The sequence below is a fragment of the Bacillus sp. 37MA genome, assembly GCF_000372765.1.
In the GTDB taxonomy this organism is placed as follows: domain Bacteria; phylum Bacillota; class Bacilli; order Bacillales; family Domibacillaceae; genus Domibacillus; species Domibacillus aminovorans.
Map to the genome: position 1 here is coordinate 1973863 of NZ_KB889752.1, position 26306 is coordinate 2000168.

28 protein-coding genes are annotated in these 26306 nt (G+C 42.7%); 6 read left to right on the forward strand and 22 right to left on the reverse strand.

Features of this window, described 5'->3' with window-relative positions:
- Nucleotides 1-11: 11 nt before the first annotated feature.
- The 13 genes from A3M5_RS0111040 to A3M5_RS0111100 form a co-directional block, all read right to left on the reverse strand.
- Nucleotides 12-1430 (reverse strand): spore germination protein, encoded by a 1419-nt coding sequence (locus A3M5_RS0111040; protein ID WP_018393832.1) that lies wholly within the window; start codon nt 1428-1430, stop codon nt 12-14.
- Between the two features lie 14 nt (nt 1431-1444).
- Nucleotides 1445-1900, reverse strand: a complete 456-nt coding sequence (locus tag A3M5_RS0111045; protein WP_231373236.1) for a stage V sporulation protein AB — start codon at nt 1898-1900, stop codon at nt 1445-1447.
- On the reverse strand, nt 1863-2459 hold the full coding sequence (locus A3M5_RS0111050; protein ID WP_018393834.1) for a stage V sporulation protein AA: 597 nt from the start codon (nt 2457-2459) through the stop codon (nt 1863-1865). The genes A3M5_RS0111045 and A3M5_RS0111050 overlap by 38 nt, the downstream gene beginning before the upstream one ends.
- A 40-nt stretch (nt 2460-2499) precedes the next feature.
- Nucleotides 2500-3237, reverse strand: coding sequence for an RNA polymerase sporulation sigma factor SigF (gene sigF, locus A3M5_RS0111055; protein WP_018393835.1), 738 nt, complete (start codon nt 3235-3237; stop codon nt 2500-2502).
- 15 nt (nt 3238-3252) lie between these two features.
- Entirely contained in the window at nt 3253-3693 is a 441-nt protein-coding gene (gene spoIIAB / locus A3M5_RS0111060; RefSeq protein WP_018393836.1) for an anti-sigma F factor, read from the reverse strand.
- Nucleotides 3678-4031, reverse strand: a complete 354-nt coding sequence (gene spoIIAA, locus A3M5_RS0111065; protein ID WP_034299260.1) for an anti-sigma F factor antagonist — start codon at nt 4029-4031, stop codon at nt 3678-3680. The genes spoIIAB and spoIIAA overlap by 16 nt, the downstream gene beginning before the upstream one ends.
- Nucleotides 4032-4162: 131 nt before the next feature.
- On the reverse strand, nt 4163-5467 hold the full coding sequence (locus tag A3M5_RS0111070) for a pyrimidine-nucleoside phosphorylase (protein ID WP_018393838.1): 1305 nt from the start codon (nt 5465-5467) through the stop codon (nt 4163-4165).
- Nucleotides 5468-5480: 13 nt separating this feature from the next.
- A complete protein-coding gene (locus A3M5_RS0111075; protein WP_018393839.1) occupies nt 5481-6296 on the reverse strand; it encodes a purine-nucleoside phosphorylase in 816 nt (271 codons plus the stop codon).
- The gene (deoB, locus tag A3M5_RS0111080; protein WP_018393840.1) at nt 6293-7486 is read right to left on the reverse strand and encodes a phosphopentomutase; all 1194 of its coding nucleotides are present in this window, start codon (nt 7484-7486) and stop codon (nt 6293-6295) included. The genes A3M5_RS0111075 and deoB overlap by 4 nt, the downstream gene beginning before the upstream one ends.
- A gap of 129 nt (nt 7487-7615) precedes the next feature.
- Nucleotides 7616-8506 carry a site-specific tyrosine recombinase XerD gene (gene xerD / locus A3M5_RS0111085; RefSeq protein ID WP_018393841.1) on the reverse strand — a complete coding sequence of 297 codons (891 nt, stop codon included), beginning with the start codon at nt 8504-8506 and terminating at the stop codon, nt 7616-7618.
- Between the two features lie 48 nt (nt 8507-8554).
- A complete protein-coding gene (gene fur / locus A3M5_RS0111090; protein WP_018393842.1) occupies nt 8555-9037 on the reverse strand; it encodes a ferric iron uptake transcriptional regulator in 483 nt (160 codons plus the stop codon).
- A 55-nt stretch (nt 9038-9092) separates the two neighbouring features.
- Complete coding sequence (gene spoIIM / locus A3M5_RS0111095; protein ID WP_018393843.1) at nt 9093-9722, reverse strand: stage II sporulation protein M; 630 nt, start codon at nt 9720-9722, stop codon at nt 9093-9095.
- A 51-nt stretch (nt 9723-9773) separates the two neighbouring features.
- On the reverse strand, nt 9774-10319 hold the full coding sequence (locus tag A3M5_RS0111100; RefSeq protein WP_018393844.1) for an NUDIX hydrolase: 546 nt from the start codon (nt 10317-10319) through the stop codon (nt 9774-9776).
- A gap of 65 nt (nt 10320-10384) precedes the next feature.
- Between A3M5_RS0111100 and A3M5_RS0111105 the strand changes: the two genes are divergently transcribed.
- Nucleotides 10385-11308: an aldo/keto reductase gene (locus tag A3M5_RS0111105; protein WP_018393845.1), complete on the forward strand. Its 924-nt coding sequence runs from the start codon at nt 10385-10387 to the stop codon at nt 11306-11308.
- On the forward strand, nt 11257-12225 hold the full coding sequence (locus A3M5_RS0111110; protein ID WP_018393846.1) for an alpha/beta hydrolase: 969 nt from the start codon (nt 11257-11259) through the stop codon (nt 12223-12225). Before A3M5_RS0111105 ends, A3M5_RS0111110 begins: the two co-directional genes overlap by 52 nt.
- A 31-nt stretch (nt 12226-12256) precedes the next feature.
- Here the strand turns inward: A3M5_RS0111110 and A3M5_RS0111115 are convergent, their stop codons facing one another.
- Together A3M5_RS0111115 and A3M5_RS0111120 are read right to left on the reverse strand one after the other, a co-directional pair.
- Nucleotides 12257-13021, reverse strand: coding sequence for an SDR family NAD(P)-dependent oxidoreductase (locus A3M5_RS0111115; RefSeq protein WP_018393847.1), 765 nt, complete (start codon nt 13019-13021; stop codon nt 12257-12259).
- A gap of 5 nt (nt 13022-13026) precedes the next feature.
- Nucleotides 13027-13989, reverse strand: a complete 963-nt coding sequence (locus tag A3M5_RS0111120; RefSeq protein ID WP_018393848.1) for an MBL fold metallo-hydrolase — start codon at nt 13987-13989, stop codon at nt 13027-13029.
- A gap of 159 nt (nt 13990-14148) precedes the next feature.
- On the opposite strand from A3M5_RS0111120, the gene proC reads away from it, so the two are divergent.
- A complete protein-coding gene (gene proC, locus A3M5_RS0111125) occupies nt 14149-14970 on the forward strand; it encodes a pyrroline-5-carboxylate reductase (RefSeq protein WP_034286035.1) in 822 nt (273 codons plus the stop codon).
- On the opposite strand, the gene rnz is transcribed toward proC, so the two are convergent.
- Entirely contained in the window at nt 14967-15884 is a 918-nt protein-coding gene (gene rnz, locus A3M5_RS0111130) for a ribonuclease Z (RefSeq protein WP_026221690.1), read from the reverse strand. The genes proC and rnz overlap by 4 nt on opposite strands.
- 135 nt (nt 15885-16019) lie before the next feature.
- On the opposite strand from rnz, the gene zwf reads away from it, so the two are divergent.
- On the forward strand, nt 16020-17519 hold the full coding sequence (gene zwf, locus A3M5_RS0111135; protein ID WP_018393851.1) for a glucose-6-phosphate dehydrogenase: 1500 nt from the start codon (nt 16020-16022) through the stop codon (nt 17517-17519).
- Between the two features lie 210 nt (nt 17520-17729).
- On the opposite strand, the gene A3M5_RS26450 is transcribed toward zwf, so the two are convergent.
- Entirely contained in the window at nt 17730-17855 is a 126-nt protein-coding gene (locus tag A3M5_RS26450) for a hypothetical protein (protein ID WP_018393852.1), read from the reverse strand.
- Between the two features lie 379 nt (nt 17856-18234).
- Here A3M5_RS26450 and A3M5_RS0111145 point away from each other — a divergent pair, with 379 nt between their 5' ends.
- Complete coding sequence (locus A3M5_RS0111145; protein WP_018393853.1) at nt 18235-20088, forward strand: PAS domain-containing protein; 1854 nt, start codon at nt 18235-18237, stop codon at nt 20086-20088.
- A gap of 363 nt (nt 20089-20451) precedes the next feature.
- On the opposite strand, the gene gnd is transcribed toward A3M5_RS0111145, so the two are convergent.
- The 4 genes from gnd to mce form a co-directional block, all read right to left on the reverse strand.
- On the reverse strand, nt 20452-21861 hold the full coding sequence (gene gnd / locus A3M5_RS0111150; RefSeq protein ID WP_018393854.1) for an NADP-dependent phosphogluconate dehydrogenase: 1410 nt from the start codon (nt 21859-21861) through the stop codon (nt 20452-20454).
- Nucleotides 21862-21893: 32 nt separating this feature from the next.
- Nucleotides 21894-23012 (reverse strand): M20/M25/M40 family metallo-hydrolase, encoded by a 1119-nt coding sequence (locus tag A3M5_RS0111155; protein WP_018393855.1) that lies wholly within the window; start codon nt 23010-23012, stop codon nt 21894-21896.
- A 91-nt stretch (nt 23013-23103) separates the two neighbouring features.
- Nucleotides 23104-24657 carry an acyl-CoA carboxylase subunit beta gene (locus A3M5_RS0111160; protein ID WP_018393856.1) on the reverse strand — a complete coding sequence of 518 codons (1554 nt, stop codon included), beginning with the start codon at nt 24655-24657 and terminating at the stop codon, nt 23104-23106.
- Nucleotides 24657-25064 (reverse strand): methylmalonyl-CoA epimerase, encoded by a 408-nt coding sequence (mce, locus tag A3M5_RS0111165; protein ID WP_018393857.1) that lies wholly within the window; start codon nt 25062-25064, stop codon nt 24657-24659. Before mce ends, A3M5_RS0111160 begins: the two co-directional genes overlap by 1 nt.
- 155 nt (nt 25065-25219) lie before the next feature.
- Between mce and prli42 the strand changes: the two genes are divergently transcribed.
- Entirely contained in the window at nt 25220-25315 is a 96-nt protein-coding gene (gene prli42 / locus A3M5_RS25400; RefSeq protein ID WP_018393858.1) for a stressosome-associated protein Prli42, read from the forward strand.
- On the opposite strand, the gene A3M5_RS0111175 is transcribed toward prli42, so the two are convergent.
- Entirely contained in the window at nt 25298-26293 is a 996-nt protein-coding gene (locus tag A3M5_RS0111175) for an aromatic acid exporter family protein (RefSeq protein ID WP_018393859.1), read from the reverse strand. The two genes, prli42 and A3M5_RS0111175, sit on opposite strands and share 18 nt — an antisense overlap.
- Nucleotides 26294-26306 lie beyond the last annotated feature (13 nt).

Here is a 26306-nt window from a genome sequence, read left to right on the forward strand (position 1 = left end):
GAAAACACCGGTCAATCAGAAGGTGCCCGGTTAATTTCCGGTATTCCTGATTGTTCCGGTGCCTGTTTGCGAATCAATATCGTCCCTAAGGACTTAGCGTCGAACGGGATAAGCGGCCATAAATAAGGCGTTCCAAACGGCCGCAAACGGACGAGAAATAATAATACGAGTGTAGTCGCGATCACAAATCCAGCCGGCCCGAAAAAAACAACCGCGAGAATTAAAATGAGTCGTACCATTTTATTCGCAATCCCCAGTTCATAACTTGGTGTTGAAAATGTACCAATGGCGGCAAGCGCCGTATACAAAATGACTTCCGGGACAAAAAGACCGGTGTCGATCGCGATTTGACCAATCATGACGGCAGCGACAAGTCCCATCGCGGTCGAAAGCGGCTGTGGCGTATGGATCGCCGCAATGCGAAGCCACTCAATGCCCACATCGGCAATTAAAATTTGCACAGCAAGTGGAATATTTGTTTTTTCATTCGGGCCGATAAATGAGAGTGCTTTCGGCAACATGTCTGGATGCTCTGCAAATAAGAACCATAGTGGTAATAAAAAAAGAGACAGCCAAACACCGACAAAACGAAGCATTCGAATAAAAGTACCTGCTGCTGGAAGCTCTCTATACTCTTCTGCATGCTGTAAATGTTGCAAGTAAGTAGCGGGCATGATGAGAACAGCGGGCGATGTGTCAGTGAACAAAAGCACATGTCCTTCGAGTAAATGAGCCGCACCTATATCGGGCCGTTCTGTATAACGAACGAGTGGAAAGGGATTATAGCGCTGCTTGACGAGAAATTCCTCAATCGTTTTGTCCGCCATTGGAACACCGTCAACATCAATTTTTTGGATTTCTGTTTTTATGTTTTTCACAAGCTCTGGATTCGCAGTGCCTTCTATGTAAGCAACGGCGACATCTATTTGAGACACGGTACCTGCTTTCATCATTTCAAAGCGCAGTTGGCCGTTTCGAATTCTCCGTCTCGTGAGTGCCGTGTTCACAATAATGTTTTCCACATAGCCGTCGCGCGAGCCTCGCACCACTTTTTCCGTATCCGGCTCTTCCGGCTGACGCCCTGGATAACTGCGCACATCTACAGCGAATAGTCCGGCTGGCACCGCAATAATAACAAGACCAGACAATAAAAAAAGCGGCAGCTTTGTTTGGTCGGTCACTTCTTCAACCGATTGATTGACAAGATGATTTTTCACAAGTTCTGCTGTTGTTTCTTTTCGTCTTTTCTCAATCGCCAGAAGAGACTCGATCAGTTCAATAATAAATCGTGATTCACATAATCCATTAACAAAATAAAGATGGAGCGGCTCATCGGCAATGATCAGTTTTCTGACACCGACATCAAAACTTTTGCCGAGCCCTGCTTCTTTTTCTAAATATGTATCGATCTCATTCGGATGAATGGTCATTATACAGCCTCCTTTCAAAGCGGCGAAAAAAAGATCCATTGAATAAGCGAACCGACTGTTTTCCCAATCGCCACAGCCATCATTAAGTGATTGACTTTCGCAAATACACCGATTCTGCGGGCTAGTATCGGAAACACGTTTAATACTTCCGTTAAAGCAGCCGCGGCCATTCCAATGAATAAACCGCTAAATAAACCAATAAACGCGGTCGTAAAAGCGGGGAACGATAACTGCACGGAAAAGATATGCAGACACGTTCCCACAAGAACACCCAAAACGAGCGCCAGTTCATATACATGAATAAATGGTTTTGTTTTCGTTGCAGACATAAGACGTGGAACGACGCCAAGTACTGTAATGAACGCGACATAGCCGGCACCAGTTGCAAGTCCCCCTGCCAGTCCTAAAAAAAGAAGAAATGGGGTTTCCATTTTACTTCTGTTCCTTTTCATTCGCTGCCAGATACCCATTGATATCCTCTTCGTATTTAAACATTTCCAGGTCAAGAGGCCCCGGCTCCTCATTCAACCGTTTTTGCCAAAGCCGGTTAAAGAAGAGGATCATGCCGAGACCAAGACCGATTGAATAGGGTATTTGCAACATTAATGGTTTTTCAACCTTCGTTCCGGTAATGATTTCATACAGCATGATATGCACTTTTTGCATCGATACATCTTCATGAAAATTCATGATCGTCAGTGCCGCACCAGTAAATAGCAAAATCCAAACAAATATCACTTTCCAAAGTGGAGATGGCACTTCAGCACTTTGCAGACTGACAATCGCTTCTGTATCACCCGCAATAACCGCTTTGGCGTCCGGCAACGCTTCTTTCATCGCATCAATGACGTCTAGAATCGTCACAACAACAATGTTTCCCGCTAAAGGAGACACCTTTTTCACAACAATCTTTTCAAGCACAGGGAGCATATATTCGCTCGCCTGCACATCCGCCACATCAAAAAAAGAAATGCACCGCTGGTCGAGACGAATGTGGCGTTTTAAGCTAATATATATCGTTTCATCCACATCTAGCACCTCCGCTTTATACGGAGTTTCCCCGTGCTCCTTACTTTTTATTCATGTCATTACGCATACTGCGAATAATCTGCTTTTCCAGCCTCGACACTTGTACTTGTGAAATGCCTATGCGTGCGGCTGTTTCCGCCTGTGTACAGTCTTTATAATAGCGCAAATAAATAATAAGCCGCTCCCGCTCATCTAATTTTTCCACCGCTTCTTTTAAAACGAGCGTATCAAACCATTGCACATCCGGTGCAGCCAGCTGATCGAGCAGTGTAATCGGTTCTCCTTCATTTTCATACACCGTTTCGTGAATCGACGCGGGCTTTCGAGCTGATTCCTGTGCCATTAAAGCTTCTTCTACTGAAATATCAAGCCGTTCCGCCAGCTCTGAAATGGTCGGTGGGCGCCCAAATTGGCCGGTAAACTCTTCACGCTCACGCCTTATTTTCCCCGCCGTTTCTTTTAACCGTCTGCTTACTTTTACTTCTCCATCGTCGCGTAAAAAACGTTGAATTTCTCCAATGATCATCGGCACCGCGTAAGTGGAAAACTTTACATTGTATGAGAGATCAAATTTATCAATGCACTTTAACAAACCGATGCAGCCAATTTGAAATAAGTCGTCCGCTTCATACCCCCTGTTTAAAAAGCGCTGTACTACTGACCAAACGAGTCTTGTATTCCATTCAACGAGCTTGTTTCTCGCTTGCGTGTCCCCAGACTGACTTTTTGCAATGAGCGATTTCACTTCATTATCAGACAGCTGAACAGCTTGTTTCATACGACGGACGCTCCGTTACACACAACGGACACGCTTTCCGGCAAGCCGTTTTTTAAACCGGACAATTGTACCTGTCGAGGTGCTTGATTCCACATTAAGCATATCAGTAAAATGCTCCATAATCGTAAAGCCCATACCAGCTCGTTCCATTTCCGGTTTCGTTGTAAACAATGGCTCTTTCGCTTCTTCTATATTATGAATGCCACGCCCTTCATCACGGACTATAACATCAATTTCACCATCATCGATCGTAGCAGTAATGTAGACGATACCTCCAGGATTGCTGTCATAACCATGAATAATCGCGTTCGTTACCGCTTCTGACACTGCCGTTTTTAATTCTGCAAGATCGTCCATTGTCGGATTTAATTTTGCTGCAAATGCCGCAACGGCTACACGGGCAAATCCTTCATTTTCACCGAGTGCGCTAAAGGACAAATTCATAACGTTTTGCATGGTTCTTCCCCCAATCTGCGCAATGCATCTTGCTCAGTTGACTCTACATACATAATTTTAAATAAGCCTGACAACTGAAAAAGCCGCTTTACTTGCGTAGACAATCCACATACCGTCACATTGCCGCCCATTTCGTTCACCTGACGATAACGGCCAAGAATGACACCAAGTCCAGAGCTGTCCATAAAATTGAGTCCTGCTAAATTCCAGATTAAATGCTGCGTTTGGTGCTTCTCCATTTCCGACACAACGAACTCTTTTACTTGCTCCGCATAATAGTGATCCAATTCTCCCCCAAGCCGGATACATAAAACTTTCCCCGTTACTTCTGCCGTCATCGTTACCACGTTGCATTCCTCCTTTTCATGCTGATACGTTCCATTTCGATTTTTCTTCCCTTTTATCCTTCTCCTTTACAAAAGTAGGAAAAACACCTTAATTTTCGACATAAAAAAGAGACTGACGAATGTCAGTCCCGAATCACTTTGTATATTAATGTTGGCCGTTCTACATGTCCTTCCTTAAAACAGTATGCTTCTTTGACTTTTTGAACCGAATCATCCGGTGTCGCTGTATCGGCATGCAGCGTGACGAGGACATCCCCTTTTTTCACGATATCACCGATTTTTTTGTTTAGTGTAATACCGACTGCATGATTAACACTGTCCTCTTTCGTCGCGCGTCCTGCTCCTAAATACATGGCTGCGATACCAATTGATTCGGCGTCAATTTCAGTTACGTACCCTTCTTTGTCCGATGTAACATGAATATGATGAGCAGCCTGTGGAAGCTTGTTCAGATCATCAATCATAGCAATATTGCCGCCCTGTGCGATCACAAACTGACGGAACACTTCAAACGCTTTGCCGTTTTCCAGATTTTGTGCCAGTGCTGCATATGCTTCGTCATAATCGCTGTATGCCCCGGCGAGTACGGTCATGTGCGTTGCAATTTCAAGTGACAAGCTGCGCAGATCCTTTACTTTTGCTCCCTGTAAAATGGCGACTGCTTCTTTAATCTCATTCGCGTTGCCGACTTCAAACCCAAGCGGCTGGTTCATATCGCTAATGACCGCAACCGTTTTTTTGCCTAAGTTGTTACCAATGTCGACCATTTCTTTCGCCAATGCTTCTGAATCTTCAAGCGTTTTCATAAATGCTCCGGAACCTGTTTTTACATCTAACACAATACTGTCTGCACCTGACGCTAGCTTTTTACTCATAATCGAACCGGCAATAAGCGGAATCGATTCGACTGTCGCTGTCACATCGCGTAGTGCATACAGTTTTTTATCAGCAGGCGCTAGGTTGCCCGTCTGTCCGGTAACGGCTAATTTATGCTTATTCACATTGTCGATAAACTGTTCTTCTGTCATTTCAATGTTAAAGCCGTCAATTGACTCCAATTTGTCGAGCGTGCCGCCTGTATGACCGAGTCCACGCCCTGACATTTTTGCGACCGGTACGCCTGCTGATGCGACGAGCGGTCCGACAATCAATGTGACTTTGTCTCCTACACCGCCCGTTGAGTGCTTATCGACTTTATAGCCTTCAATCGCCGATAAATCGATCGATTCACCCGAATCCACCATTGCTTTCGTTAATAGAGCTGTTTCACGTGGGAGCATTCCTTGAAAATAAATCGCCATCATGAGCGCAGATGCTTGATAATCCGGAATAACTCCTTTTGTATAGCCTTCAATGAAAAATTGAATTTCTGCCTCTGTTAATTCATTGCCGTTTCTTTTTTTATAAATAATATCGACCATTCTCATTGGAATCACACCTTTATAAAAATTTGACGATTTCTTTTACATAATCTAAAAAGTCAACGCGCACTTTTTCCGTCGTTTCGATTACTTCGTCATGTGTAAGCGGTTGATTCAGAATGCCGGATGCCATATTGGAAATACATGAAATACCGAGAACCTTCATCCCGCCATGACGGGCAGCGATCACTTCAGGTACCGTTGACATGCCGACCGCATCTGCACCAAGAACGCGTGCCATGCGAACTTCTGCTGGTGTTTCATACGCCGGTCCTGTATTCCCTGCATACACACCTTCCCAAACAGATATGCCTATTTTTGCTGCCGCTTCTTTGGCAAGGCTGCGCAGTTCACGGCTGTATGCTTCAGACATATCTGGAAAACGCACGCCAAGACGCTGATCGTTTTTACCGATCAGTGGATTGCCACCCATTAAATTTAAATGATCCGCAATAAGCATTAAATCGCCTGGCTTAAATGATTCATTTACACCACCCGCTGCATTTGTGACGATGATCGTTTCAATGCCAAGTGCTTTCATAACGCGTACCGGGAATGTGACCTGTTCAAATGAATAGCCTTCATAATAATGAAAGCGTCCTTTCATTGCGGCTACCGTTTTACCAGATAATGTTCCAATGACAAGCTCTCCTGTATGTCCTTCCACCGTTGACACCGGAAAATGAGGAATCTCTTCATATGGAATCGACATAGCCTGTTCTACTTCATCTGCCAGTACACCAAGACCAGAACCCAAAATCATGCCGATTTGCGGTTTGTTATCTAGCTTCTCCGTTAAATATTGCGCTGCTTCCTCAATAGCTGTATAGTTCATCGTAATTCCTCCATAAAACTTTTTCCGTATTTAGGCATTTTGATATTAAAGTTATCCGCAATAGACGCGCCAATATCCGCAAATGTTGTACGCAATGCTAATTGGCTTCCAATTGAGAACTTCTTTGAATAAACGAGCAAAGGTACGTATTCGCGCGTATGATCCGTTCCGGCATGTACAGGATCATTCCCGTGATCTGCTGTTAAAATGAGCAAATCATCTTCATGTAATACATCCATCAATTCTGGTAGACGTGCATCAAATTCTTCAAGTGCCCTGCCGTAGCCTTCCGGGTCGCGTCGATGGCCAAAAAGCGCGTCAAAATCAACTAAATTTATAAACGACAAACCGTTAAATTCTTTTTTTGCGACGTCGATAAACGTATCCATTCCGTCCATATTGGATTTCGTCCGAATCGCTTCTGTCACGCCTTCTCCATCATAAATATCGGCAATTTTCCCGACCGCAATGACATCGAAATTCGCGTCTTTTAATTCGTTCATGACGGTACGGCCAAATGGTTTTAACGCATAGTCGTGGCGATTAGTGGTCCTTTCAAATTTTCCCGGTTCACCAATAAATGGACGGGCAATCACACGGCCGACCATATAATCACCCGTTTTTGTCATCTCACGAGCCGTTTCGCAAATGCGATACAATTCATCAATTGGCACAATATCTTCATGGGCAGCGATTTGCAGCACGGAATCCGCTGACGTATAAACAATAAGCGCACCCGTTTCTACATGTTCTTTGCCAAGTTCATCAAGGATTTCCGTTCCGCTCGCCGGCTTGTTGCCGATCACTTTCCGGCCTGTCCTTTGTTCAAGTTCTTCAATTAATGAATCTGGGAAACCATCTGGAAATACTTGAAATGGTGTCCGGATATTCAAACCCATTATTTCCCAATGACCCGTCATCGTATCTTTACCTGTTGACGCTTCCTGCATTTTTGTGTAAAAAGCAAGCGGCGGCGAAGCTTTCGCAATTCCGTTAATTTCTCTTATATTTGACAGGCCGAGTGATGCCATATTTGGCATGTTTAATCCGCCCATTTGCTCTGCAATATGGCCAAGTGTGTCAGCACCTTCATCACCGAACTGTGCTGCATCTGGCGCTTCTCCAATCCCTACTGAATCAAGCACAATTAAGTGAATCCGATTAAATCGATGATTCTTCATTTTCACCATACCCCTTCCTTAGTAGTTGTTTTTATTTTTTACCCTTCCACCGATTAAACTGCGCATCGTCAGAAGTCTGACTTCTCCTTGTTATTATAATCGATCTGTTTTAGAATTACAAAAAGCGCCTGAAAGAATTCAGGCACGCGGGTGAAACTGTGAATAGACATCTTTTAACCTTGTTTTTGTCACATGTGTGTAAATTTGTGTTGTTGAAATGTCTGCATGGCCAAGCATTTCCTGCACAGCGCGTAAATCTGCTCCATTCTCTAAAAGATGAGTTGCAAATGAATGTCTGAGTGTGTGCGGCGTCATCTCTTTTTCAATCGTCGCTTTTTTCGCCAGTGCTTTAATAATTTTCCAGAACCCTTGTCGCGTCAGCCGCTTGCCATAATGATTTAAAAATAGCGCATCGTCACTATGTTTTTTTGACACAAGCTCTGGCCGCCCATGTTGCAAATATCGTTCCATTGCTTCAAGCGCATGGCGTCCTGTCGGAACGATCCGCTCTTTATCTCCTTTTCCCGTACAGCGGACAAATCCCATCATCAAATGTACATCTTCCTTATTTAATGATGTTAATTCGCTGACGCGTAAACCGGATGCATACATGAGTTCCATCATTGCTTTATCACGCATGCCGAGCGGTGTCGATACGTCCGATGCTGAAAGAAGTGCTTCTGTTTCATCCATGCTAAGCACTTTCGGAAGCGATCGGCCTGATTTTGGCGTTTCAATATGATGGGTCGGGTCGTGATCAGTTACGCGGTCTTGTATTAAAAAGTGATGCCATGAACGGATCGTAGATATGTGACGGGCAATCGTTTTTGACGATTTCCCCTGCTCTTTTAACTGCTCCAGGAAGTGTAAAATATGTACTCGCTTCACATTGTTTATCGTTAGCTGTTCAACTTTTTCTAAATAGTCCGTGTAGTGAACAAGATCGCGCCGGTACGCGGCAATTGTATTGTCGGCCAACCCTTTCTCGACAATTAAAAAATGAAGAAAGTCTTTCATATGCTCTTTCATATCATCACCCCTAATTATAAAAAACCTTTCGAATTCAATCGAAAGGTTTTATTCAACATGCTGTTTTTCAAGATCTTCTTTTTCATCATCTTCTTTCGTGTGGCATCTGCTGCAAATGCCATGAAACGTCAAGCGATGATCTTTAATTTGAAAATTCCATCTACTTTCAACAATTTCTTCCACATCATCAAGTAAGTCTTCTTGAATTTCATCCACTGCGCCGCATTCAATGCAAACAAGATGATGATGGAAATGTGCTGCGCCTTCTTGTCTGAGGTCATAGCGAGAGACGCCATCTCCAAAGTTTATTTTATCTACTACTTTGAGTTCGTTTAATAGTTCAAGCGTTCTGTAGACTGTAGCCAACCCAATTTCAGGCGCTTTTTCTTTAACGAGGAGGTACACGTCTTCAGCGCTTAAATGATCCTCTTCATGTTCAAGAAGAACACGCACAGTAGCTTCGCGCTGCGGTGTTAATTTGTAGCTTGCTGCATGCAGCTGTTTTTTAATACGGTCAATCCGGCTTTCCATTGTTGTCCCCTCCCTCGCCTATATAATTTTCATTATAACAAAATGATGCTATGAATCAAAAGAATTTATTTATAAGAACATTCATTAGTTGGCTGGACACAAATGCTTCAATAAATGCTGCAACAAGAATCGCCACCGTAACGGCACCTGCATATCCGATATACGTCATCATACTTTTCGCTACAGGCAGCGGAACAGTTTGGCGCACCGTTAATTTTTGTAGAAGACGGATTGAGCAAGATGCCGACATCACGGCTGTAAATAAAAAAGCAGGAATAAGTATCATATTTTGGGGCAAAATGGTACAAAGGGCAAGCCAAAGCCCGTCCCATTTCATTTGCTGAATAAGAAAACCGACGGAAAAACCGGTAACAGCTCCTTTTAAAAATAGCAAAATAAAAATAAGCGGCAAACCAATTACCGATATGCCTGCGACCCACATTGCACCCGTAAATTTTATGTTATGAATTACACTTTCCCAGAATAAATCAACAGGATTCGCAACACTGCCGGAAGATGCTTGTGTAAAAAATTCTTTTACGTATGAATAAAGCTCTGACTTTTGAAGCGGCATCATGCTATTCACCATCAGGGCACCAAATACGGTCCCTGTCATGAGAAGTACCGCTGTAAAAAGATAAAGTGCTGCCCGTTTTTGAATGTGATGATTGATGGCAGTCCACATAAATGAAGGCCTCCCCTCTCTTTTGCCCACTATATGAGGGGAGGAAACCAATTATACCAGATCGTTTAATCGGACATACTGCAGAGCCCACATCGTTTTCGCATCATAAATACGGTCTTCTTTTAACAGCTGCTCTGCTTCTTCAATCGTCACTTCCATTAATTCGACAAATTCATCATCGTCTACAGTGAGTCCATCTTCTACTTTTACAAGGTCTTCCGCGAGAAACACATGAACAATTTCGTCTGCAAATCCTGGCGATGTGTAAAATGACTGCACGTGTGTGATGCGGCCGGGACGATAGCCCGTTTCTTCTTCGAGCTCTCGTTTTGCTGACAATTCTGGAACTTCACCCGGCTCCAATTTCCCTGCTGGCACTTCAACAAGCGGTCGTTCAAGTGCTTTGCGATACTGCTCAACGAGAATGATTTTTTTGTCATCTGTTAAGGCGATCACACAGACGGCACCCGGATGTTTAATGAGTTCCCGCTTCGCTTCTGTTCCGTCTGGTAATAATACATCATCGACTTGCAGGCTGATCACTTTTCCTTTGTAAATGGGTTTTGTTTTAATCGTTTTTTCTTCAAATTTATGCATAAGTATCCTCTTTTCTTTTTTCTTCCTCCTTATGATACACTACACAAAAAAGGTAGGTGATTGAAATGAATACACGTGAATTAGGCAACACGGGTATCTTCGTTAGTGAACTAGGACTCGGCTGCATGTCAATCGGCACAGAAGAGCACCATGCTGAAGCAATTTTAAACGCCGCTCTCGATGAAGGTATTACATATTTTGATACAGCTGACCTTTACAATTTCGGGGTAAACGAGCAGCTCATTGGGAAAACACTTCGATCTGTTCGTGATCAAGTAGTCATCGCTTCAAAAGCGGGAAACCGCTGGACCGATTCAAAAGACAGCTGGACATGGGATCCTTCTAAAGCACACATTAAAGAAGCGGCGAAGCAAAGCTTGAAACGGCTTGGTACTGACTATATCGACTTGTATCAGCTACACGGCGGCACACTTGATGATCCGATTGATGAGACTATTGAAGCCTTTGAAGAACTAAAGGAAGAAGGATTCATCCGTACATACGGCATTTCATCGATCCGTCCGACAGTTATTAATCAATATGTAAAACGGTCTTCCATTTCAAGCGTCATGATGCAGTACAGCATCTTAGACCGCCGTCCTGAAATTCAGGTGCTTCCCATTTTAGCAGAGAATGGCGTCAGTGTCGTTGCCCGCGGTCCGATTGCTTTCGGTCTGCTAAGCGCAAATTGGCGCGAGAAGCTTTCAAAAGCAGCAAAAAAAGGATTGAAGTGGTATGACGAGGCAGAGTTAACGTCTATTTTAACGACACTTGAACACGATCGTCCATCTGAACGTACATTAAACGGTCTTGCTTTTCGCTACGTGCTGCACCATCCAGCAGCCGGTGCGGTCGTCGCCGGTGCTAGCTCCATCGAACAGCTAAAAGAAAATGCTCGTGCGGTACGTGAAACCGCGCTGACGGAGGAAGAGTACAAATGGATTCAAGATACAGTAAAAATAGCCAATTACGACGCACATCGACTATAAAAAAAACAGTCATTTCCGGCGGTTCTGCAGCTATATTATTAGCAGCTTGTGCAGGCATCTATATGTCTAACCGTATTTTATATATGGCGAAAAAAGCAGATGCTTCAATCGTTGAACGAGAAACGAAAGCCGGCCGTTTCAATCGACATATATATGATCTGTTACCGAAAGAAAATGTCTGGATCACAACGGCAGACGGCATTCGATTAAAAAGTGTGTTTATTACGCCAAACCCTGGAAACTCGTATGTAATTTTTTGCCATGGTGTCACCGAACATAAAATAAATTCAATTAAATATATGAATTTATTTTTAAAACGTGGATTTAACGCTATTTTGTATGATCACCGCCGGCATGGGGAATCAGAAGGCACATTTACGAGTTACGGTCACTTTGAAAAAAGAGATTTAAAAGCGGTTGTGGACGAATTAATCCGTCGTGAAGGAGACCATGTCCGCTTCGGCATTCACGGGGAATCAATGGGGGCTGTTACGCTCCTTTTATATGCCGGCACGGTAGAAGACCGCGCTGACTTTTATGTGGCCGACTGTCCATTTTCTGAATTCGGGAAACAAATACAGCATCAGATGAATAGGGAAATTGGCTGGGCGCCACGCTTCTTAATGACGATTGCCGAATGGGCCGTCTGGCTGCGCGCCCGCTATAAACTATCTGAATTGTCGCCTCTTAAAGCGGTAAAGAATATTGAAAAACCAGTGCTGTTTATTCACAGCCAAGATGATGATTTTATTTTGCCTGAGATGACTGAAGCACTGTTTAAAGAAAAAAATGGACCGAAAGAATTGTACATGGCGCCCAACGGTGTTCATGCACAGTCTTACAACGAAAATCCGGAGCAATATGAAGAGGCAATCGATCACTTTTTAATGAAATATAAATTGAGTCCTGAACGATAGAAAGAGGAGCTTCAGCATCAGCTCCTCTTTCTTATTTCTGGAAAAATGCTTTTCTTCCCACCCGTTCGACGGTTCCAGGAAATAAAGAATGAATGAAACTGCCCATAGCCATCCATTTCGGTATATTAACTTCCCGCACCGGTTGGCCGATAACCGCTATTGTTTTTTTCGACACATCAGCGGGGTCTAGCATCAGCTTACCTGCATTTTTCATGTATGTGCCTTCTGGATCTGCCTTGTCAAAAAACGGTGTTGCAATCGGTCCTGGATTGATGGCTGTTACCCTTACATTCGATCGGCCTAGTTCCATGCGAATGCTGTTCGTATAGCCTAGAACTGCATGTTTTGTCGCAGCGTACACAGCCGATTTTGGTGTCGCCAGCTTTCCTGCCTGTGAGGCAATATTAATAATATGGCCGCTCTTGCGCTCGATCATTTGCGGCATAACAAGCTCTGAACAGTTAATTAAACCCATAACATTTACATTAATCATTTGCGCCGTTTCTTCTGGTTTCATTTCATGAGCCCATGCAAAATAGCCGACACCTGCATTGTTAATTAACACATCAACGCGTCCGATTTCAGTAAATAGAGCAGATAAGGCAGTTCGGTCTGTCACATCCGCTTGATAAATTCGCACGCTGTCCGGCGACGTTTCTATTTCTTTCTTGATTTGTTCCAAGCGTTCCACCCGGCGGGCAATTAATACAACCGAGTAATCCGAAGAAACAGCTTCTTTTGCGAGCTCTGTCCCTAAACCAGATGACGCACCCGTAATGACAACAATTTTTTTCACCTTTGTCACCCCCGGTAATAAATGGCGCCATTTTTGATCGACTCAACTTGAATATCTCCACGTTCGAGTAAATAGTCAAACTGGCCCGCCGTTTCCGATAGCGTCAAACCGGTTTCTTTTTTATATACTTCTGGAAACAGCTTTGTGCATACCTCAAAAATGGTCATCGGCTTTTCTTTTAACATCGACAAAATATGCATCGCTCGCTCGTGCTGTCGTACGAATCGGCGTTCAATTAACGAATGGATAGATTTTATATCGTTTCCATGACCTGTTAACGCCTGCTGAATATCCATATTTTTTACTTTCCACAGCGAATTGTTGTACTGGAGTAACGGCTTTGATCGCTCCGCTCCGCGTGCAGAAGGCGGTTCTAGAAGTGGATTAGACGATACTGTTTTTAATACGTGATCGCCTGCTAACAGAAAACCATCTTTTTCCCGGTAAAAGACAAGATGGCTTTGCGCATGACCAGGTGTTTCTAACACGCGCCAGCCTGGTAATGCTGGCAACTCGTCTCCTTCTTTTAACTCTCCTGTCAGCACACTTTTTTCACACCCAAACTTCAGCGTGTTATCAAGGTTATTCGCTAATTGAATCATCTCTTTCGGCACACCAAATACACGAAAGAGATCGATAAAAAATTCACGGCGCCAGTTCAAAAAGGATTCATTGTATGAAATCCAGTTTCCACAGTATGTGTGGCCGTAAATGTCCACATCAAAATCATCAAGCAGTCCGATGTGATCGGGGTGATGGTGCGTTAAAATGACCTGCTCAATATCAGATACTTTATAGCCTGCTTCGGCTAATCCCAATTGAAAAGCAACTCTTGCTTCCGGTGTATTTATACCCGCATCAATTAAAGTAAGCCGGTCTCCTTTCACTAAATATGTGTTGACGTCGCCAATCGGAAAAGGAGTAGGTACTGTTATTTTAATAATCTTGTCATATGTCTTAATTCCCATTATGTCCACCTGCCACTTTTGTAAAATAACAATTTAATTATATATAGTGTACTTGTTCTAGAATGAATTGTCATTCATAACCCACTTCTTTCTTGACAGAAATGCTTCTTTTCCGAGATAATCGCTTTGAATACTCAAATTGTTTAGGCAACAGGAGGAATGACGTTGAAAGTAGTTTTTATCGGAGCTGGGTCTATGGCTGAAGCCATTATTGCCGGCGCATTGAAAAGCGGTGCCCTTCAAGCAGAAAGTACGTATGTGACCAACCGGGCCAATAGTGCACGTCTAACAGAATTAACGACTCAATATGGCATTCAAGCAGGATACGACGTAGAAACAGCATTGAAAGACGCTGATGCTATTGTCCTGGCCATGAAGCCGAAAGATGTCTTATCGGGCCTTGAAGCTATTCGGTCCTATATAAATGAAGGTTCAGTCGTGATTAGTTTACTTGCTGGTGTTGGCATTGATTTTATGGAACAAGCCATTGGAGATAGATGTGCTGTCATTCGTTCAATGCCCAACACGTCCGCTGCCGTCGGAAAATCAGCGACAGCGATTGCACTAAATAAACACGTTACAGCTGAACAGCATCAAGCGGCAATCGACCTTTTTTCAGCAATTGGACTTGCGATTACCGTTGAAGAATCAAAGATGGACGCCGTGACGGCCATTTCTGGAAGCGGTCCTGCCTACATTTACTATGTAGCTGAAGCGATGCAGGCAGCAGGTGAAGAACTGGGTCTTGATCACGACACAGCGAAATCGCTCTTAATCCAGACACTTCTCGGTGCAGCCGACATGCTTTCTGAGTCCAATGGCCAAGCAGTTGCTCTTCGAAAAGCAATTACAAGCGCTGGTGGAACGACAGAAGCAGCGATTCGAACATTTGATGAACATCATGTGAAGGAATCGATTGCAGCTGGTGTGAAGGAAGCAGCAGCCCAGTCAAAACAGCTTGGTGAAGCGTACAAACGTTAATCGACTGTCACTTCCATTAAATCTTGTGCGATCACAACCGGTTGAAAAAGAATTTCTGCTTCGTTTAATAGCTGTCTCGCGTCTTCTATCGTGTAGCGGGAACTAATGTGGGTTAAACATAGTTTTTTCACTCTTGCGCGGAGTGCCGTTTCGGCCGCCTGCTTCGTTGTGGAGTGATAGTAGTCACGGGCCATCTCTTCATTTTCCGCATTAAATGTGGCTTCATGAACGAGCAAATTAGCGTCCTCTGCCAAGCGTACAGCTGCATCACTCTGTCTCGTATCTCCGAGAATCGTGACGATTTTCCCAGGTTGTGGTTCTTTCGTGTAACGCCCTGGGTCAATTATTCGTCCATCTGGCAAGGTAACTGATTCTCCTTCTTTTATTTGTTTATAAATAGGACCTGGTGGAATCTTGTCTTCCCGGAGACGGTCCACGAGCAGCTCGCCCACTTTTTCCTTTTCAGCAAACCGGTAACCGAGTGAATAAATGCCGTGATCCAATTTTCCTGACGTGACAGTCATTCCATTATCTTCAAAAACGATGCCTTCCTCAATTTCTTCAATGAAAAGGGGATATTGCAGATGCGTTTTGCTGACATGAAGTGCGGTTTCAACAAACATGCGTATGCCAGCCGGACCATATACCGTAAGTGGTTCTGTTCCGCCTTGAAATGAACGGCTTCCAAGCAAACCCGGCAGGCCAAAAATGTGATCGCCATGTAAATGGGTAATAAATATTTTTTCAATGCGGCGCGGTTTTAGTGTCGTATGCAAAATCTGGTGCTGCGTTGCTTCGCCGCAGTCAATAAGCCAGACAGCGCCGCGTTCATTTAACATTTTTAGTGCAATGGATGTAACATTGCGTATTTTACCGGGCACACCAGCACCGGTTCCAAGAAATAATACTTCGATGGTAATCACTCCTAATATGCATCTTATGTGGTCTTATTCTTATAATAAACAAAAATACTTGTCACTTTCATTGTTTTGTGAAAAAATGCAATAGTAATAATATAAAATATAAATTTTAAAAGCGGGGGTATTAACGTGAATAAATCTGAAACGCCATCTGCTCTGACGATCCTGTTCGGTGCAACAGGAGATCTGGCAAAACGTAAATTATATCCATCTCTTTATCGTTTGTATCGTAAAGGACACTTAGCATCCGGATTCGCTGTTATTGGAACAGCTCGCCGTGAATGGGATAACGACATTTTCCGTGAACACGTAAAAAAATCGGTTATAGAATTGACAACGGATCAAGACCAAATAGAGGAATTCATTTCACATTTTTATTATTTACCGCATGACGTATCCGATTCCAATTCGTATATAGAATTGCGTACGCTTGCCAATGAGCTTGATAACCGGTATTCACTCGGAGGCAACCGCCTATTTTATCTGGCAATGGCTCCTGAGTTTTTCGGCACGATTGCCGATCATCTAAAACAGGATAATTTAACAGATACGGAAGGCTTCGGCCGTCTTGTAATTGAAAAGCCATTTGGCCATGATTTGCCATCAGCACAAGAATTAAATGCACAAATTCGCCGTTCTTTCGATGAAAAAGATATTTACCGGATCGATCATTATCTTGGAAAAGAAATGGTACAAAACATTGAATCGATCCGTTTCGCTAATGCATTGTTTGAACCGCTGTGGAACAACCGGTATATTTCCAACATTCAAATTACATCAAGTGAGACACTCGGCGTAGAAGAACGCGGAGGCTATTATGAAACAAGCGGTGCATTGAAAGATATGGTCCAAAACCATATGCTTCAAATGGTCTCTCTTCTTGCGATGGAACCGCCAATCAGCCTTCAAGATGACGATATTCGCAGCGAAAAAGTTCGCGCATTTCGATCTATGCGTCCGTTAACACTCGAAAATGTCAATGAATACTTCGTCCGCGGACAATACGGACCTGGTGAAAACGGTGACATGCTTGGTTACCGTGAAGAGTTAAATGTCAATCCGGAATCCAATACGGAAACGTACGTTGCCGGTAAAGTAATGTTTGACAATTTCCGCTGGGCAGGTGTCCCTTTTTACATTCGTACTGGTAAAAGAATGCCGCTGAAATCCACAAAAATTGTCGTTCAATTTAAAGACATTCCGATGAATTTATATTATCGTCCAGATGAGCAAGAATTGGAACCAAATTTACTTGTGATCCATATTCAACCGGAAGAAGGCATCACACTTCATCTAAATGCGAAACGTGCCGGTCATCAACTGGAAACGAATCCCGTAAAGCTTAGCTATGCAAACAGCGGTACAGATATTATGAATACGCCTGAAGCGTATGAAAAATTGATTCACGATGCCATGCGCGGTGATTCTACAAACTTTACACATTGGGATGAAGTTGCCCTTTCGTGGAGCTTTGTTGATGTCATTGCCGAAGCATGGAGAAACGAAAAAGCAGCGTATCCAAACTATCCGGCCGGCACGACAGGACCGAAAGCCGCAGATGAACTACTTGAGCAAGACGGCTTCTTCTGGTGGCCATTAGATATGCTTGGCGTAGATGTCTGTAATTAATTTTTAAGCAGGTGCTCATTTGGCACCTGCTTTTTGGACTCTTTTTTTATGCTATAATGTATCATTTATATCCAATTTGAACAGGATCACGCTAGTATACATAGAATGAAGTCCTCAATTAAAATAATTGTCAGGTTTAGGCAGGTTACGGTCTGATAAACAGACGGCTAATCCGTATTGGCCACTTTGATCAATTTATCAATGACTTTATCAAAGATTCGACATCAACACGCGTGTTCCAACAACTGGAACAAAGAAAATTGGCAAAACAAAAAGTCCATTAACATGTTCTTCTTTTGTAACTTCCATAAAATATTTAATTTGGTGCATCTCCATATTTACTTCTTCTCTCCAATTCATATCAATATGAGATTGAAAACTCAATAATAATATATTGATTGTATCATTTATCATCTTTACAATAAATATTAAAAGAGAAAATGAATTAAATCCTGAAGGTGTACGACATGAATCTTTTCAGTTATTCAGAAAAATAGGGCTTATACGATCCTTTTAATGAGCACGACGTATGCGGTATCGATTTTATTGCTAATTTAAAAGGGCGTCCCTCCCACAATTTGTAAACACTCCAAATTATACATTCATTCCATAATTAAACATATAAAACACGGAATTTTCTGATTAATTCTCTTACGCTATCTGCTAATATTAAATTTAAAGACAACTGAATATACCTTAGAGGGAGACAATACACATGGAAAATTTACAGAATGAAGGCGGTATGGAAATTTCAACGCTGAAAGAAGCGTTTTCGTGGTTTGCGGAATTATCGAAAGAGCTATTGATCCTACTCGATTCAAAAGGTAGGATCAAATACATAAATGCCACATTAGAAAAAGCATTGCAATATGATTTGTCGGAAGTGGCAGGCATGAATTACTTAGAACTCGTTCATGAAGATGATCGGAATAAATCAAATGAGTTGTTTTGTGCTGTTCAAAACAATCAATTTTCCCCCCCCTATACAAATAGATATTGCCGGAAAGACGGTACATATATTTCACTTCTTTGGCGCCATGCAAAAGCAACAAAGGAAGGCTGGGTTCAAGGGATGGGCCAGCTTGTTAAAGAGAGTTCTGATAATCTTGGGGATAGCATTGCCAATAGCGTTGGACTTAGTCACTTTTTTGATCTAATGGACGATGCATCGGCCATTTGTGATATGGAGGGTCGTATGCTTCTCGTGAACTCCGCGTTTGAACATTTGTATAAATGGAAAAAGCAGGAGTTATTAGGGGAGTTTTGTCCAACTATTCCGAAGCATCTTTATCATGAAGTCGACTATATCCAGACAGAAATATGGAACGGGAAAAAAATAATTCATCTTCAAACGTTTAGGATGAAAAAAGATGGATCGATTATTCCAGTCTCCCTAATTATCGCTCCGATTTTAGATGGGGATGGAACAGTTATCGCTGTATCAGTTATAACAAAAGATCTTACTGAATTAATGGAAACAACCATGATGATTGAACAACAAAATGATTTGATCACTTGTCAGGAAAGACTTATTCTGGATATAACAGAAAATATTAATGAGGTCATTACCTTGTTTGATATGATGCAATGTAAATTTCTATATGTTAGCCCCTCTTTCGAACGGTTATGGGGGATCAGCAGTGAAGAGCTCTGTGAAAACCCGTATGTCATGAAAGATCAGTTTTATCAAGAGGACTTGGAAAAACTGATAAAGGTTTATGCCGCTCCTTTCGACGACGTCCCTCTAGAATTAGAATGTAAGCTAAAAGATGATTCAGGAATAGAGGATCGATGGATTCGGATTAAAGTGACTCCTCTCGCTGATGAAAATGGACAGATTACCCGAAATATCGGTATCGCTCAAGATATAACGGAGTGGAAAAAGCAAGATGAGGCGTTAAAAAAACAAGATAAGCTGGGAGCATTGGGGCAATTAGCGGCTGGGATTGCCCATGAAATCAGAAATCCGTTAACCACAGTAAAAGGTCTCATTCAGCTGCTAGCCCAGGAATCAAATGACAATAACTTCTATAACAAAATCATCCTCAAAGAACTTGATCAGGTTGAGTCAATTGTGACAGAGTTTTTAATGCTTGCCAATCCGTATGAGGAAATAAAGTTTGCTCATCACAATATCAATGAAGTGTTAACAGAAATTATTCAATTCATGTGGCCAGAAGCCTTATTACATAAAGTTGAAATGAATACAACCTTGGGAGATTCATTGCCCCTTGTTTACTGTGAGCCAAAGCAGATTAAACAAGTGATGATTAATGTTTTCAAAAATGCGATCGAAGCAATGCCCTCCGGAGGAAGCATGTATATTACAACATCTTTATTGCTGGACGGCTCTGTAGCGATTGAAGTAAGAGATGAAGGAAGAGGCATCCCAAAAGAAATGATCGGTCGTTTAGGAGAACCATTTTACTCTAATAAAGAAAGAGGCACGGGTCTTGGTCTTATGGTCAGCTATAAGATTATCGAAAATCACCGCGGAACGATTCAAATAGACAGTGATAATGGCAACGGCACGAATATAAAAATAATATTGCCGCCGGAATTACAATAAATGGTTTACGTAAAGATCGTTTAACATTTCATGATTTGTTAAATATATATCACCCGTGTTGATTATTCAAAATTATACTAACTTTTCCTATAAATATCAAAAAGAACGTGCTGCGAGTAAACTCGATGCTCTTTTTTCTTCAGTACACCAAGAACAGAATAAGCAGGCATAGAAAAAAGCACCGCGTAAAAACGGTGCTTTTTTGTGTTTTTATAAACTTTACCACCCGTTTACCACCCAAAAAACTGTATTAGTCTATTTGAGTGCAAACTGTACCACTTAAAATAGCAGCATAAATCGTTGATGTTGATATAAAAGGCTTTTCCGCCTATCTGTATCATTGGTCGAAAAGCAATTCCTTTATTACTTCTCCATCCATTCAGTATGGAACGTGCCTTCTTTATCAAGTCGACGATATGTGTGAGCACCGAAGTAGTCACGTTGCGCTTGAATAAGGTTAGCCGGCAATACAGCACTGCGGTAGCTGTCATAATATGCCATTGCTGATGACAATGTCGGTACAGGGACGCCATTCAATACGGCATTTGAGATCGTTTCACGAAGTGCCGAATGATATTCATTTGTGATAGCGCTGAAATACGGATCAAGAAGCAAGTTATCAAGTGCGGCATCACGGTCGTACGCTTCTTTAATTTTTTGCAAAAATTGTGCACGGATGATACAGCCGCCGCGGAAAATCATCGCGATGTCACCGTATTTCAAATCCCATCCGTATTCTTCAGAAGCTGCTTTCATTTGCGCAAATCCTTGTGCGTACGAGCATATTTTACCCATATAAAGCGCACGGCGAACAGATTCAATAAATGCTTCACGGTCGCCGTCAAATGCACGCTCCGGTCCGTTTAAGACGTCTGAAGCTCTTACACGCTCTTCTTTCAATGCAGAAATAAAGCGGGCAAATACAGATTCGGTAACAAGCGGAAGCGGTACGCCAAGGTCAAGGGCACTCTGGCTCGTCCATTTCCCTGTTCCTTTTTGTGCTGCTTCATCTAAAATAAGGTCAACAAGCGGTTTACCCGTGTCATCGTCTTTTTTCGTGAAAATATCGGCTGTAATTTCGATTAAGTAGCTGTCAAGTTCGCCTTTATTCCATTCAGAGAATACCGTGTGAAGCTCTTCTGCAGATAACCCAAGCACATCTTTCAATAATGAGTACGCTTCTGCGATCAGCTGCATGTCGCCATACTCGATACCGTTATGAACCATTTTTACATAGTGACCTGCTCCGTCGCCGCCAATATATGTACAGCACGCTTCGCCTTCAACTTTTGCTGAGATGTCTTTCAAAATCGGTGCAACGAGCTCATACGCTTCTTTTTGACCACCAGGCATGATGGATGGGCCTGTTAAAGCGCCCTCTTCGCCGCCTGATACGCCTGTACCAATAAAGTGAAAGCCAAGTTCTGCAAGCTCTGTATTACGGCGCTGTGTGTCTTTATAGAATGTATTACCGCCATCGATAATAATATCGCCTTTATCAAGATGAGGCTTCAATTGATCAATTGTTTTATCTGTTGCTTCACCGGCTTTTACCATAAGTAAAATTTTGCGCGGTACTTCAAGCGATGCAACAAATTCTTCCATTGAATAAGCCGGTACAATATTTTTCCCTTCGCTTTCTTTTACCATTTCATCTGTTTTTTCAGATGAACGATTGAAAACAGACACTGTATAACCACGGCTTTCAATGTTCCACGCTAAATTTTTGCCCATTACGGCAAGTCCAATTACACCAATTTGTTGTTTCGTCATAAAAATAAATCCTTCTTTCTCTAATAAATTTTTTACTCTGCTACAATTTCAACGATTGCCGTCACCATTTCAGCAAGCTTAACAAGTTCTTTCACTGGCATTTTTTCATTGACCGTATGAATATCTTCATATCCAACAGCCAGGTTCACAGTCGGAATGCCAAATCCGGCGATGACGTTCGCATCGCTTCCACCGCCGCTCGTGAGCAGCTTAGACGAGCGATTAATTTTTGCTGCCGCTTTTTGCGCGATCTTTACCACATGGTCGTTAGCACCAAACTTAAAGCCCGGGTACATCACGTCCACATCGACTTCGGCACGGCCGCCCATTTCAGCAGCAACTTCTTCAAATGCCGTTTTCATTTTAAGCGTCTGTGCATCCATTTTCGCCGGTTCAAGCGAACGGGCTTCCGCTAAAATCTGCACATAATCGCAGACAATATTCGTCGCTTGGCCACCTTCAAAACGGCCGATGTTCGCTGTCGTTTCTTCGTCAATGCGGCCAAGCGGCATACGAGAAACGGATTTAGCCGCCATCGTAATCGCAGATACACCTTTTTCCGGTGCGACACCTGCATGTGCTGTTTTTCCGTAAATGCGTGCCGTCACTTTTGCTTGCGTTGGTGCCGCTACAATAATATTGCCCACATCGCCGTCACTGTCAAGTGCGAAACCGTATTTTGCTTTTACGAGCGTAGGATCAAGTGCTTTTGCCCCAACAAGACCCGACTCTTCCCCGACCGGAATGATAAATTGAATCATACCATGCGCAATATTTCGTTCTTTTAACAGACGAATCATTTCGAACATTGCAGCTAAACCCGCTTTATCATCTGCACCAAGAATGGTCGTACCATCCGTTTTCACATAGCCGTCCTCTACGATCGGTTTTACATTTTTGCCAGGCACAACTGTGTCCATATGTGACGTGAAATAAATCGGATCGATTCCTTCTTTCACAGCTGGCAATGTACAAATTAAATTACCTGCCCCGTGACCTGTTTTTGACATAGTATCATCTTCATATACATCGACGCCGAGTGCAGTAAATTTCGCTTTTAACGATTCGGCTATCAGTTGCTCGTGTTTCGTTTCCGAATCGATTTGAACGAGTTCCAGAAATTCATTCAATAAACGTTCTTCATTAACCACGCTGCACCTCCAAATTTTCTGCCAATTTAATTATAAACGTTTTTGTATAAAAAATCAGCCTGTAGAAACTGTTCTTTCAACTGATTCACGATTATAACGGAATATTTCCATGTTTTTTCTTCGGCCGTTCTTCTTTTTTCGTTCGCATCATGTCTAATGCCTGTATAATTTTAATACGTGTTTCACGCGGATCAATGACATCATCTACCATACCGCGTGCCGCTGCGACATACGGGTTGGCAAATTTTTCACGGTATTCGTTAATTTTCGCTGTTCTCGTTGCTTCTGGATTATCGCTCGCTGCTATTTCACGGGCAAAAATAATGTTCGCTGCTCCCTCCGGCCCCATGACAGCAATTTCTGCATTTGGCCATGAGAATACCAGATCTGCACCGATTGATTTTGAGTTAAGGGCTACATAAGCGCCACCGTATGCTTTTCGTAAAATAACCGTGATTTTCGGCACTGTTGCTTCGGAATACGCATATAAAATTTTTGCTCCATGACGAATAATACCGCCATGTTCTTGCTTCACACCTGGGAAAAATCCCGACACATCTTCAAATGTAATGATCGGAATGTTAAATGAATCGCAGAAGCGGATGAATCGCGCCGCTTTATCTGATGAATCTATATCTAGTCCACCCGCCATAAATTTCGGCTGGTTGCACACGAGACCAATCGTTTCCCCTTTGACACGAGCAAAACCGATCACCATATTTTTCGCAAATTCTTTTTGTACTTCCATAAATGATTCTTCGTCAACAACATGCTCAAGTACTTTACGCACATCATATGGACGAAGCCCGTCAAACGGCACGACATCTGTTAGTTCCTCACGATAATCACTTTCATGAGACATTGCATTCACAACCGGTGTCTTCTCTTCATTATTTTGCGGTAAATAAGATAAAAGCGCACGTACCTTTCCCAAAACTTCTTCTTCCGTGCCCGCACGGAAATGCGCGTTGCCGCTCACTGCATTATGTACTTTCGACCCACCCAAATCTTCCCCGGAAATTTTTTCTCCGGTGACCGTTTCAATTACTTTCGGTCCGGTAATAAACATTTGACTCGTTTGATCAACCATAAACACAAAATCGGTAATCGCCGGTGAATAAACGGCTCCACCTGCACACGGTCCTAGAATAACCGATATTTGCGGAATGACTCCGGAATAGATCGCATTCCGGTAAAAAATATGTCCATAGCCATCAAGTGATAAAACCCCTTCTTGAATACGCGCACCTCCGGAATCATTCAACCCGATAAAGGGAGTTCCATTTTTAGCCGCCAAATCCATGACATTGGCTATTTTTTGCGCATGCATCTCACCGAGTGCGCCGCCGAAAACAGTAAAGTCCTGCGAAAACAAGTAAATCGGACGACCATTCACTTTTCCATAACCGGTTACAACGCCGTCGCCGGGCCCTTTTATCCCATCTAGACCAAAGTCTGTATTACGATGTTCGATAAATGGGTTCAACTCAATAAATGAACCTTCATCCACCAATAATTCAATTCGTTCACGCGCGGTTAATTTGCCCTTTTCATGCTGTTTGTCGATTCGTTCGTCACCGCCGCCAAGCTCGACTTCACGACGTCTATCCTGCAGCTCATGAATGCTGTCAAAAATATCCGACATTACGCTTCCTCTCCTTTTTCACAAAGCTCCATTAATACACCGCCCGTTGATTTTGGGTGCATAAATGCGACTCGTGCCCCGCCTGCACCCGGTTTTGGTATTTCGTTAATCATTTGGATTCCCCGTTCTTTTATATCAGCAATACGGTCTTCAATATGTTCCACACTATAAGCAATATGATGCATTCCCTGGCCGCGACTTGCAATAAATTTCGCAATCGGACTTTCAAGACTAGTTGGTTCGAGCAATTCAATCTTTATATTACCCGCATCAATAAATGCTACGTTGACACCTTGCGATTCTACTAATTCTGTTTTCATATGTGTCATGCCAAGCTGTTCTGTGTATAATGAGATCGATTCGTCGAGTGATGCGACCGCAATCCCGATATGATCCACTTTTTTCATTCCATTACCCCTTTGATATAAATACTAAAACAGCCTAAATTGATTCGACAAATGTTGAACAAAATCCTCTTTTTCGACCGTTCTCTTCAGTTGCATGTCTATCCGTTTACCAGTACAATAATAGATAATAACGGATGTAAAGGAGAAAGAATTACATGCGCAACAAAACGTTTCAAAAGATTATTGTGTATTTAATGCTATTTGCGATGCTGGCATCAACCGTGATATTTGGGTTAACGATGTTTATGTAGAGTGTGGGCGTGCTTTTTTAGCCGCTCTTTTTTCATGCCACGAAAGCGGGCTTTAATAAGTAAATATTGCTCCATCTCCCGCACAAACTGGTAAAGAGCTGCCCGTGCTTCAAATTCTTCACGTGTCACAGGAAGCGGCATTTCTTCAAATGCATGCTTCATTTCATCGAGTCGTGTCAAATGCACGTATGCCGTATTGCCTGGATGAATGTGTGCTTTTACGTCTTCCATAAAATCCGCAATCATGTCCGCCTGCTCCGGCCGGTGGGAAATTGTCACGACAATGGATAAAATGCGTTCAATAATCTCAAACTGCTTTTCACGCATCGTGAAATATTGATAAAAAAGGCTGTCATTCCGTGTAAAATGATTTTGAACATCTTTGAAAGCGAGTGTTTTTGCTTTTTTGAGAAGGTCGGCTGTTTCCGTCAATTCTTTCCCGTCCCACGAATGATCATTCGTCCGCAAATAAAGAATAATCTCTTCAATAATCCGTTCAAATAAGCGCTCTATCTTCTCCTGCATCTGAACTAAGCTGCGCTCGACACTCGGCATGTAGGAGTTTAATAAGAGTGCCACACCGATGCCGATTAAAATAATACCGAGTTCGTTTAAAATGAGTCCTGCCGTAAGTTGATCGGCTGCATATAAATGCAAAATAATGACTGTACTTGACACGATGCCTTCCTGTGATTTAAGAGCGACCGTCGTTGGAATAAAGAAGATCATAATGATTCCGATCACAATCGCATGATACGAAACCATCTCAAAAAACAGGGCTGAATAAAACAGGGCCACCATACAAGCGATGAGACGTGTCCACGCTGCCTGAAGCGACCGCTGCTTCGTATTTTGAATACATAAAACCGTAATAATCCCCGCTGACATCGCATTATGAAGTCCGATCCATTCAGCAAGCAGGATGGAAACGGCAATGCCGACTGCTGTTTTTGCGGTGCGGTAGCCAACTTTAATCATCGTTCCCACTCCT

Coding starts and splice junctions, on each gene's coding strand:
- sigF (WP_018393835.1), bottom strand. CDS start 3,237: ATGAAACAAGCTGTTCAGCTGTCTGATAATGAAGTGAAATCGCTCATT.
- A3M5_RS0111110 (WP_018393846.1), top strand. CDS start 11,257: ATGGATTCAAGATACAGTAAAAATAGCCAATTACGACGCACATCGACT.
- proC (WP_034286035.1), top strand. CDS start 14,149: ATGACGTTGAAAGTAGTTTTTATCGGAGCTGGGTCTATGGCTGAAGCC.
- spoIIAA (WP_034299260.1), bottom strand. CDS start 4,031: ATGACGGCAGAAGTAACGGGGAAAGTTTTATGTATCCGGCTTGGGGGA.
- A3M5_RS0111070 (WP_018393838.1), bottom strand. CDS start 5,467: ATGAGAATGGTCGATATTATTTATAAAAAAAGAAACGGCAATGAATTA.
- spoIIAB (WP_018393836.1), bottom strand. CDS start 3,693: ATGCAAAACGTTATGAATTTGTCCTTTAGCGCACTCGGTGAAAATGAA.
- A3M5_RS0111040 (WP_018393832.1), bottom strand. CDS start 1,430: ATGACCATTCATCCGAATGAGATCGATACATATTTAGAAAAAGAAGCA.
- A3M5_RS26450 (WP_018393852.1), bottom strand. CDS start 17,855: ATGGAGATGCACCAAATTAAATATTTTATGGAAGTTACAAAAGAAGAA.
- mce (WP_018393857.1), bottom strand. CDS start 25,064: ATGAAAAAAGTGGATCATATCGGGATTGCGGTCGCATCACTCGACGAA.
- A3M5_RS0111175 (WP_018393859.1), bottom strand. CDS start 26,293: ATGATTAAAGTTGGCTACCGCACCGCAAAAACAGCAGTCGGCATTGCC.
- spoIIM (WP_018393843.1), bottom strand. CDS start 9,722: ATGTGGACTGCCATCAATCATCACATTCAAAAACGGGCAGCACTTTAT.
- A3M5_RS0111145 (WP_018393853.1), top strand. CDS start 18,235: ATGGAAAATTTACAGAATGAAGGCGGTATGGAAATTTCAACGCTGAAA.
- fur (WP_018393842.1), bottom strand. CDS start 9,037: ATGGAAAGCCGGATTGACCGTATTAAAAAACAGCTGCATGCAGCAAGC.
- prli42 (WP_018393858.1), top strand. CDS start 25,220: ATGCGCAACAAAACGTTTCAAAAGATTATTGTGTATTTAATGCTATTT.
- xerD (WP_018393841.1), bottom strand. CDS start 8,506: ATGAAAGAGCATATGAAAGACTTTCTTCATTTTTTAATTGTCGAGAAA.
- A3M5_RS0111045 (WP_231373236.1), bottom strand. CDS start 1,900: ATGGGTATCTGGCAGCGAATGAAAAGGAACAGAAGTAAAATGGAAACC.
- deoB (WP_018393840.1), bottom strand. CDS start 7,486: ATGGTGAAAATGAAGAATCATCGATTTAATCGGATTCACTTAATTGTG.
- A3M5_RS0111120 (WP_018393848.1), bottom strand. CDS start 13,989: ATGGGAATTAAGACATATGACAAGATTATTAAAATAACAGTACCTACT.
- A3M5_RS0111075 (WP_018393839.1), bottom strand. CDS start 6,296: ATGAACTATACAGCTATTGAGGAAGCAGCGCAATATTTAACGGAGAAG.
- gnd (WP_018393854.1), bottom strand. CDS start 21,861: ATGACGAAACAACAAATTGGTGTAATTGGACTTGCCGTAATGGGCAAA.
- A3M5_RS0111100 (WP_018393844.1), bottom strand. CDS start 10,319: ATGCATAAATTTGAAGAAAAAACGATTAAAACAAAACCCATTTACAAA.
- A3M5_RS0111160 (WP_018393856.1), bottom strand. CDS start 24,657: ATGTCGGATATTTTTGACAGCATTCATGAGCTGCAGGATAGACGTCGT.
- A3M5_RS0111105 (WP_018393845.1), top strand. CDS start 10,385: ATGAATACACGTGAATTAGGCAACACGGGTATCTTCGTTAGTGAACTA.